This window comes from Saccharopolyspora sp. NPDC000995, from assembly GCF_053599315.1.
The window spans coordinates 20,647-27,747 of the sequence record NZ_JBSFLZ010000100.1 but is presented as its reverse complement, the minus strand read 5'-3'; the positions used below and the strand labels follow the sequence as shown (position 1 = coordinate 27,747).

General features: G+C 68.1%; 8 protein-coding genes. 3 read left to right on the top strand and 5 right to left on the bottom strand.

Annotated elements, in window-relative coordinates; genetic code table 11:
- Window positions 1–195: 195 nt before the first annotated feature.
- From pucL to ACWDKQ_RS26495, 5 genes are all read right to left on the bottom strand, one after another.
- Window positions 196–1,086, bottom strand: a complete 891-nt coding sequence (gene pucL / locus ACWDKQ_RS26515; protein ID WP_450141474.1) for a factor-independent urate hydroxylase — start codon at window positions 1,084–1,086, stop codon at window positions 196–198.
- 7 nt (window positions 1,087–1,093) lie between these two features.
- Window positions 1,094–1,462 (bottom strand): hydroxyisourate hydrolase, encoded by a 369-nt coding sequence (uraH, locus tag ACWDKQ_RS26510; protein ID WP_450141473.1) that lies wholly within the window; start codon window positions 1,460–1,462, stop codon window positions 1,094–1,096.
- Window positions 1,459–1,968 carry a 2-oxo-4-hydroxy-4-carboxy-5-ureidoimidazoline decarboxylase gene (gene uraD, locus ACWDKQ_RS26505; protein ID WP_450141472.1) on the bottom strand — a complete coding sequence of 170 codons (510 nt, stop codon included), beginning with the start codon at window positions 1,966–1,968 and terminating at the stop codon, window positions 1,459–1,461. The genes uraH and uraD overlap by 4 nt, the downstream gene beginning before the upstream one ends.
- Before the next feature lie 406 nt (window positions 1,969–2,374).
- Entirely contained in the window at window positions 2,375–2,773 is a 399-nt protein-coding gene (locus ACWDKQ_RS26500) for a helix-turn-helix domain-containing protein (protein WP_450141471.1), read from the bottom strand.
- Window positions 2,751–3,008, bottom strand: coding sequence for a thiamine-binding protein (locus tag ACWDKQ_RS26495; RefSeq protein ID WP_450141470.1), 258 nt, complete (start codon window positions 3,006–3,008; stop codon window positions 2,751–2,753). Before ACWDKQ_RS26495 ends, ACWDKQ_RS26500 begins: the two co-directional genes overlap by 23 nt.
- A gap of 158 nt (window positions 3,009–3,166) precedes the next feature.
- Here ACWDKQ_RS26495 and ACWDKQ_RS26490 point away from each other — a divergent pair, with 158 nt between their 5' ends.
- The 3 genes from ACWDKQ_RS26490 to gcl all read left to right on the top strand — a co-directional run bounded on the left by ACWDKQ_RS26490 (window position 3,167) and on the right by gcl (window position 6,890).
- On the top strand, window positions 3,167–3,967 hold the full coding sequence (locus ACWDKQ_RS26490; RefSeq protein ID WP_450141469.1) for a hydroxypyruvate isomerase family protein: 801 nt from the start codon (window positions 3,167–3,169) through the stop codon (window positions 3,965–3,967).
- Between the two features lie 76 nt (window positions 3,968–4,043).
- The gene (locus tag ACWDKQ_RS26485; RefSeq protein WP_450141468.1) at window positions 4,044–4,973 is read left to right on the top strand and encodes a 2-hydroxy-3-oxopropionate reductase; all 930 of its coding nucleotides are present in this window, start codon (window positions 4,044–4,046) and stop codon (window positions 4,971–4,973) included.
- 213 nt (window positions 4,974–5,186) lie between these two features.
- Window positions 5,187–6,890 carry a glyoxylate carboligase gene (gene gcl / locus ACWDKQ_RS26480; RefSeq protein ID WP_450141467.1) on the top strand — a complete coding sequence of 568 codons (1,704 nt, stop codon included), beginning with the start codon at window positions 5,187–5,189 and terminating at the stop codon, window positions 6,888–6,890.
- Window positions 6,891–7,101: the final 211 nt, after the last annotated feature.

Genomic DNA, 7,101 nt, shown 5'->3' with positions numbered 1-7,101 from the left:
GCGAAGTACATCACGGTGAACTGGGCTCGGACGCCGCCCCGCTCCCGGACGCCGTCGCCGCCAACCCGCCGAGGCAACCACGACCGCACCCCGCTCGGGGGCGTAGGCGATGGCCTACTTCGTATACTTTGCCGGCTCGAGCAGCGTCGGCAGGTGAGTCGGGGAGCTTCGGCGGTCGAAATCTGTTGTGAAAGATCAGAACTGCGGCAGGCTGTACCAGGCCTGCGGTGCTTCCTCGACGTCGTCGCGGGTTACGACGCCTTCGATCAGGCCATACGGCCGGTCCGCGGCGAAGAACACCTCGTTGTTGTTCTCCAGTCCGCAGTACTCGAGGTCGACCAGGAAGTGGTGCTTGTTCGGCAGCGACAGCCGCACCTCGCCCACCTCCGGGTGCTTCTCCAGCACGGACTTGCCCATCTCGTACAGGCTCTGCTGCAGCGCCAGGCTGTGCGTGGTGGCGAATGCCTCCAGCATCGTCGAGCGGATCGACTCGAAGCTCTTGCCCCAGTCCACGTCGATGTGCAGGTAGCGCCAGCGGGCGGTGACCGCGGTGGCCAGGATCCGGTCGTTGGTCTCGGCCAGCGTCGTGTACTTGTCCTTGGGGTAGCCCCAGAACTCCGACCCGGTGGACTTCAGCACCACCAGGTCCTTCAGTCCGGATACGACGTGCGCCCGGTCACCGTCGATGGTGACCGCGGTGGTGCGCTTCTCATCGCCTGCGCGGGCGAAGGAGTGGTCGTGGCCGGTGCCGCCGACCGGGATCCGCTCCCAGCTGGACTCGTCGATGAGGATGCGCGCGCCGGTGATGCCGTCCGCGGTGCCGACGAAGTGCCGGCCAAGCCGCAGCGCGAAGTCCTCGATCTCGCCGATCGGTGCTTCTTTCGCGAAGGCGTAGACCGTGTTCTTCTGCGTGTCGGTCGGCAGCACGTTGCCGTTGTCACCGGTGAGGTGGGCGGCATCGAGGTCGCCGCGCAGCGAGGAGCTGACGTTGAGGTCCTTGATGATGTGGCGTGCGTTGTCCCGGTTCACCGAAACGATGCGGACCTCGGCCTTGCCGTACTGGTTGGGGCCTATGACGATGCCCATGCGGTGATCAGCTCCCTCGGTAAGTGGAAAAGGCGAACGGGCTAAGCAGCAGCGGAACGTGGTAGTGCTGCTCGGGGTCGGCGATGCGGAAGGTGATCTGCACCTGCGGGTAGAAGGTCGCGACGCCCTGGCGGTCGAAGTACTCGCCGGTCTCGAAGGTGAGCCGGTAGTCCCCGGCGTCCAGCCGGTCCGGGCCCAGGTCCTTGATCCGGCCGTCGTCGTCGGTGCGGCCGGCGGCGACCGAGCTCCAGGCAGTGTCGATGCTCGACCCCGCAAGCGGGTCTTCTGGGCGCTTGGCGGCCTCCAGCCGGATCGCGAGCCCGGCGGCGGGGGCGCCCTGCGCGGCATCCAGCACGTGGGTGGTGACGGCACTCATCCTTCGATCACCTTTGCCAATCTCAGACGTGCGATCTTGCGGAGTTCGCCGGCGACGATCCGCAGCTCTGCTTCCGGCTCGTTGTCGAGTCGGGAGTGCAGGATCTTCAGCAGCTCCGCACCGCTGCGGCCGCTGGCGCAGATCAGGTACACGTGCCCGAACCGCTGTTCGTAGGCTTCGTTGCCCTCGCGCAGCGCGCGGGCCAGCTCGGCATCGCCTCCGTCGACCCCGGACTGCTCGTTGCGCGAGAACTTGGCCGAGGTGCCCTCGCCGGCGGCGCGCTCGCCGATTCGGGGGTGTGCGGCGAGCGCGCCGTGGATCTCCTCGGGGGTCAGCTCCGGTGCGGCGGCGTTGGAGGCCTGGTAGACGGCGTTGACGTCGGCGAACGGGCGCCGGTCGGCGATGTCGGCGGCCCAGCGGGGGATGTCCAGGCAGGCGAGCAGCTGTTGGACGAGTTCCGCGCGGGGGAGGCTGTTCAGCCGGCCCGTTTCGATGGTTGTTGACATCGCAAACTCTCACAGGATGTGCGTCCCCGAAGAGGTTCTCGGGATTGGCGGAGGCGGCGGACGAGAGTCCGAGCATGCCTGGGCTGCGCTGCGGTTGCCGGTCACGAGCTTCGGTGCGGCAAAAAGTACGACCGCAGTCCGCCCAGTGTCAACACTTTGTTGAAAAATGCTGCTGAAGCCTTGTGCGGTGGGCGCAACTCAGGCAGCTCGTCGGGTGTCGGCCCGCTGCGTGTCTGGTGCTGGACGCACTCGCGGCGGGGTTGATCCTGCTCGAATTCGACCGCTCGGCGTTGTCCTGTTCGCCCGGTCGGCTTCCGGCGAAACGGGCGGCTTGGCCAGGGTTGCGGGTAGCGGTTCCCGGTGAAGCCGATCGCCCGACCGGGCGGGGTCGAACCCGCCTGCCGGGTCAGCTCCGGTCGGCCTGCTCGCGGTTTAGGTAGTTGTAGACCGTGAAGCGGCTGACGCCGAGCGCCTTGGCCACCGTCTCGACGGACTTGCGCATGGAGAACGCACCGCGCTCTTCGAGCAGTCGGACGGCGCGCTGCTTGTCCGCGCGCGGCAGGTCCGGCAGGCGTCCGCCGAGTTCGCCCTCGACGGCCCGGATGATCCGGTCGAGGGCGCTGGTCAGCTCTTCGCCGGGCAGTCGGACGGCGACCGCCGGGGCACCTTCCCAGTACAGGACGATGTCGCCGGGCTCGCGCTCGTCAGCAGGCACGGTGGTACCGCCGACGTGCTCCAGCAAAGGGGCGATCGCGTTGGCGAGCGGATGCACGTTGACCAGCCTAAACCTGGTTCTCGTCGGCATCGCCGACGGTCACCTGCAGAGTGATCCGGTTCGCTCCGGTGTCCAGTACGGTCTCCAGCATGGCGGCCAGCGCGGGCAGCAGCGCCTCGCGCTCGCCGCTGATTGAGGTGCCCAGCGGGCCGAATTCGGGCTCCAGCCCGGCGGCTCGGAGGCAGTCGCGGGCGGCCACGGCGTGCGCCGGCGGCTCGCCTTCTCCCCTGAAGGGTTCGGTGGTGAACTCAGCTCGCAAGATCATTGGCCTGACCTCCCGGTTGAACCGTATCGGCCGCCCGCCACCGGTGACCGGCGGGTAACCGGGGGTGGGGCGTTGACCGGCGGCTACCTTGTCGCTAATCTATCATTGTACGAAATAAGATTTCCACATAATGAAATTTCTCTAGAGGGGGGGTGCCGATGAATCCGAACCGCTACGACGTCAACCTCTCGATCCTGTTCACCGAACTGGACGTGCTCGACCGTCCCGCCGCGGCGAAGGCCGCCGGATTCGACAAGGTGGAGTTCTGGTGGCCGTTCGCGGTCGCGGTGCCCACCGACCGCGAGGTGGACCGGTTCGCGCAGGCGATCTCCGACGCCGGGGTGTCGCTGGTGGGCCTGAACTTCTTCGCCGGCGACATGCCTGCGGGGGAGCGCGGCGTGCTGTCGAACCCGGACCGGACCGGCGAGTTCGCCGACAACGTCGACGTCGCAGTGGGCATCGGCGAGCGTCTGGGCTGCCGTGCGTTCAACGCGCTGTACGGCAACCGGATCGACGGTGCCCAAGCGCAGGCACAGGACGACGCGGCTGCTGAGAGCCTAATCCGCGCAGCGAAGGGCACTGCCCGGATCGGCGGCACGGTGCTCATCGAGCCGGTCAGCGGTACGCCCGCGTACCCGCTGAAGACCGCCGCCGACGCGCTCGCGGTGATCGACCGCGTGCACAACGAGGGCGGCGTGGACAACCTGCGGTTGCTGTTCGACCTGTACCACCTGACGGTCAACGGCGACGACCCGGACGCGGTGATCGACCAGCATGCCCGGAGCATCGGGCACGTGCAGATCGCCGACGCGCCGGGCCGCAACGAGCCGGGCACCGGCGAGATCGACTTCGGGCACTACTTCGACAAGCTCGACGCGGGGGGCTACACCGGCCACATCGGACTGGAGTACAAGCCGAGTGGGGCCAGCGCCGACAGCTTCGGCTGGATCAAGAGCTGACCGCCGGTGAGTGGCTTTTCCGGTTCTCACCCGTCAATACTGCGGCGCGCAGCGCCTCCTCGGGGGCGGCGTTCGGGTGACGGGAGGGGCGCTCACGAACGGCACCAACTACGGAGGTACCACAACCATGAGCAAGGTCGGATTCATCGGGCTGGGCATCATGGGCGGCCCGATGGCGGCCAACCTGGTCAAGGCTGGCCACGAGGTCACCGGTTACAACCGCAGCCAGGCCAAGGTCGACCAGCTGGTCGCCGACGGCGGCGAGGCGGCGGGCAGTGTGGCCGAGGCCGTCCGCGACGCCGAGATCATCTGCACCATGCTGCCGGACTCGCCGGACGTCGAGAACGTCGTGCTGGGCGAGGACGGGGTGCTGGCCAATGCCAAGCAGGGCGCGCTGCTCATCGACTGCAGCACGATCCGCCCCGACGTCTCGCGCCGCGTCGCCGAGGCTGCCGCCGAGAAGGGCGTGCGGGCGATCGACGCGCCGGTCAGCGGCGGTGAGCCGAAGGCGATCGACGGCACGCTGTCGATCATGGTCGGCGGCGAGGCCGACGCCTTCGCGGCAGCCGAAGCGGTGCTGGGTGCCGTCGGCACTACGATCGTCCACGTTGGACCCGCCGGGGCCGGGCAGACCGTCAAGGCGGCCAACCAGCTGATCGTCGCGGGCAACATCGGGCTGGTAGGCGAGGCCCTGGTGTTCCTGGAGGCGCACGGCGTCGACACCGAGGCGGGCCTGAAGGTGCTCGGCGGCGGACTCGCCGGCAGCACCGTGCTCGACGCCAAGGGCGCGAAGATGCGCAACCGAGAGTTCGCGCCGGGCTTCCGGCTCGAACTGCACCACAAGGACATGGGCATCGTGCAGGCCGCCGCGCGTGACGCGGGACTGTCGATCCCGCTCGGTTCGCTGGTCAGCCAGCTCGTCGCCGCCGCGGTCGCGCAGGGCGACGGGAAGCTTGACCACTCCGGGCTGCTCAAGCAGATCACGCGGCTCAACGGTCGCGACTGAGACCGTGGTGCGCGATTTCAATGGAAATCGGAACTCTGATTTCCATTGAAATCGCGGAAGATCGCGCAGGCGCACTCGCCCGACCGGGCGATCTCGAACCAGCAAGACGGTCACGGGTCAGCGGTCCAGCGCCGCCAAGCAACCAGAACCGCCGACCCGTTCCCAACTAGGTGCACGCCCGAAGGCGCCGCACCCGAGAGGAAGTCTTACACCATGCCCAAAGTTCCTGTCATGCAGGCCGTCGTCGACGTGCTCAAGTCCGAGGGCGTCGACATCACCTTCGGTTGCCCCGGTGCGGCGATCCTCCCGCTGTACGCGGCGATGGAGGACAGCGGCATCAAGCACCTGATCGTGCGCCACGAAGAGGGCGCGACCCACATGGCCGACGGTTGGGCCCGCACCAACGGCAACGTCGGAGTGGCCATCGGCACCTCGGGTCCGGCGGGCACGAACATGATCACCGGCCTCTACACCGCGCAGGCCGACTCCATCCCGATCCTGTGCATCACCGGTCAGGCGGTGTCCACCAAGCTGCACCAGGAGGCGTTCCAGGCGGTCGACATCGTCAACATCGCCAAGCCGGTCACGAAGTGGGCGGTGCAGGTCAAGGAGGCCGCGCAGGCGCCGTGGATCTTCCGCGAGGCGTTCCGCATCGCGCGTTCCGGCCGCCCCGGCCCCGTGCTGATCGACCTGCCGCTGGACGTGCAGAAGCAGGAGATCGAGTGGGATCCCGAACTGGATGCCCCGCTGCCGATCCCGCGCGTCGAGCCGTACCAGCCGCGGGTGGAGCGCGCGCTGGACATGCTGCTTGAGGCAGAGCGACCGCTGATCCTGGCCGGTGGCGGCGTGATCCTCGGCGAGGCCCACGAGCAGGTGCGGGAGCTGGCGGAACTGCTGGGCGTCCCGGTGCAGATCACGTTGATGGGCAAGGGTTCCTTCCCCGAGGACCACGAGCTGTTCGCCGGCATGACCGGCATCCAGACCAGCCAACGCTACGGCAACCAGTCGTTCCTGGAGTCCGACCTGGTGCTGGCGCTCGGCGCCCGCTTCGGTGACCGGCACACCGGCGCGCTGGACGTCTACTGCGGTGAGCGCAAGTTCATCCACGTCGAAATCGAGCCGACCCAGATCGGCAAGGTCTTCGGCCCCGACCTGGGCATCGTCTCCGACACCCGGCTGTTCCTGGAGGCCTTGCTGGAAGCCGCCCACAAGCGCGGGGCGACCAAGGACTACTCGGCGTGGGTCGAGCGGGTCGGCGTGCTCAAGCAGACGCTGACCAGGCCCGACGACTACGACACCGTGCCGATCAAGGCACCGCGGGTGTACCGGGAGATCAACGAGATCTTCCCGCCGGAGGCGTACTTCGTCACCGCGATCGGGCTCTACCAGATCTGGGGCGGGCAGTTCCAGACCGCGCACCGCCCGCGGCATTACCAGGTGTGCGGCCAGGCCGGCCCGCTCGGCTGGGAGATTCCGGCCGCGATCGGCGTGAAGTCGGCCGAGCCGGACGCGGAGGTCGTCGCGGTCGTCGGCGACTACTCCTTCCAGTTCCTGGTCGAGGAGCTGGCGGTGGCCGCCCAGTACGACGTGTCGTTCGTGATCATCATGCTGAACAACGAGTACCTGGGCCTGATCCGCCAGGCCGAGGGGGACGCGTTCGGGATGAAGACCGAGGTGGACATCCACTACGACGAGTACGGCACGGACAACGTCAAGATCATGGAGGCCTACGGCTGCTCGGGCCGCAGGGTGTTCGAGCCCGGGGACCTCGCCGAGACCATCGAGTGGGCCCGCAAGGAGGCTGTCGCCACCAGCCGCCCGGTTCTGGTCGAGGTGATGATCGAGCGGGAGGCCAACACCGCCCGCGGCATCCGCATTGACGCCATGATCGAACCCGAACCAGTTCCCAACGCGTAACCGGTTCTTGGGGTGCGGAGGCTGACCCACGCGTACGCCGAACCGCGTCGGTCGGTCCTGTCACACACTCACTCCCGCACTCCTGGGCGGGGCTTCAGGGCAGCCCTGCGCGAGGTGCGCTCGCCGTGAACGCGCGGTGGCGTGGACGGCGATCGCGCCCCGCATTTCCCATGGACTGGGTCCTCGGGTGGAATATCCGAACGACCCCTTG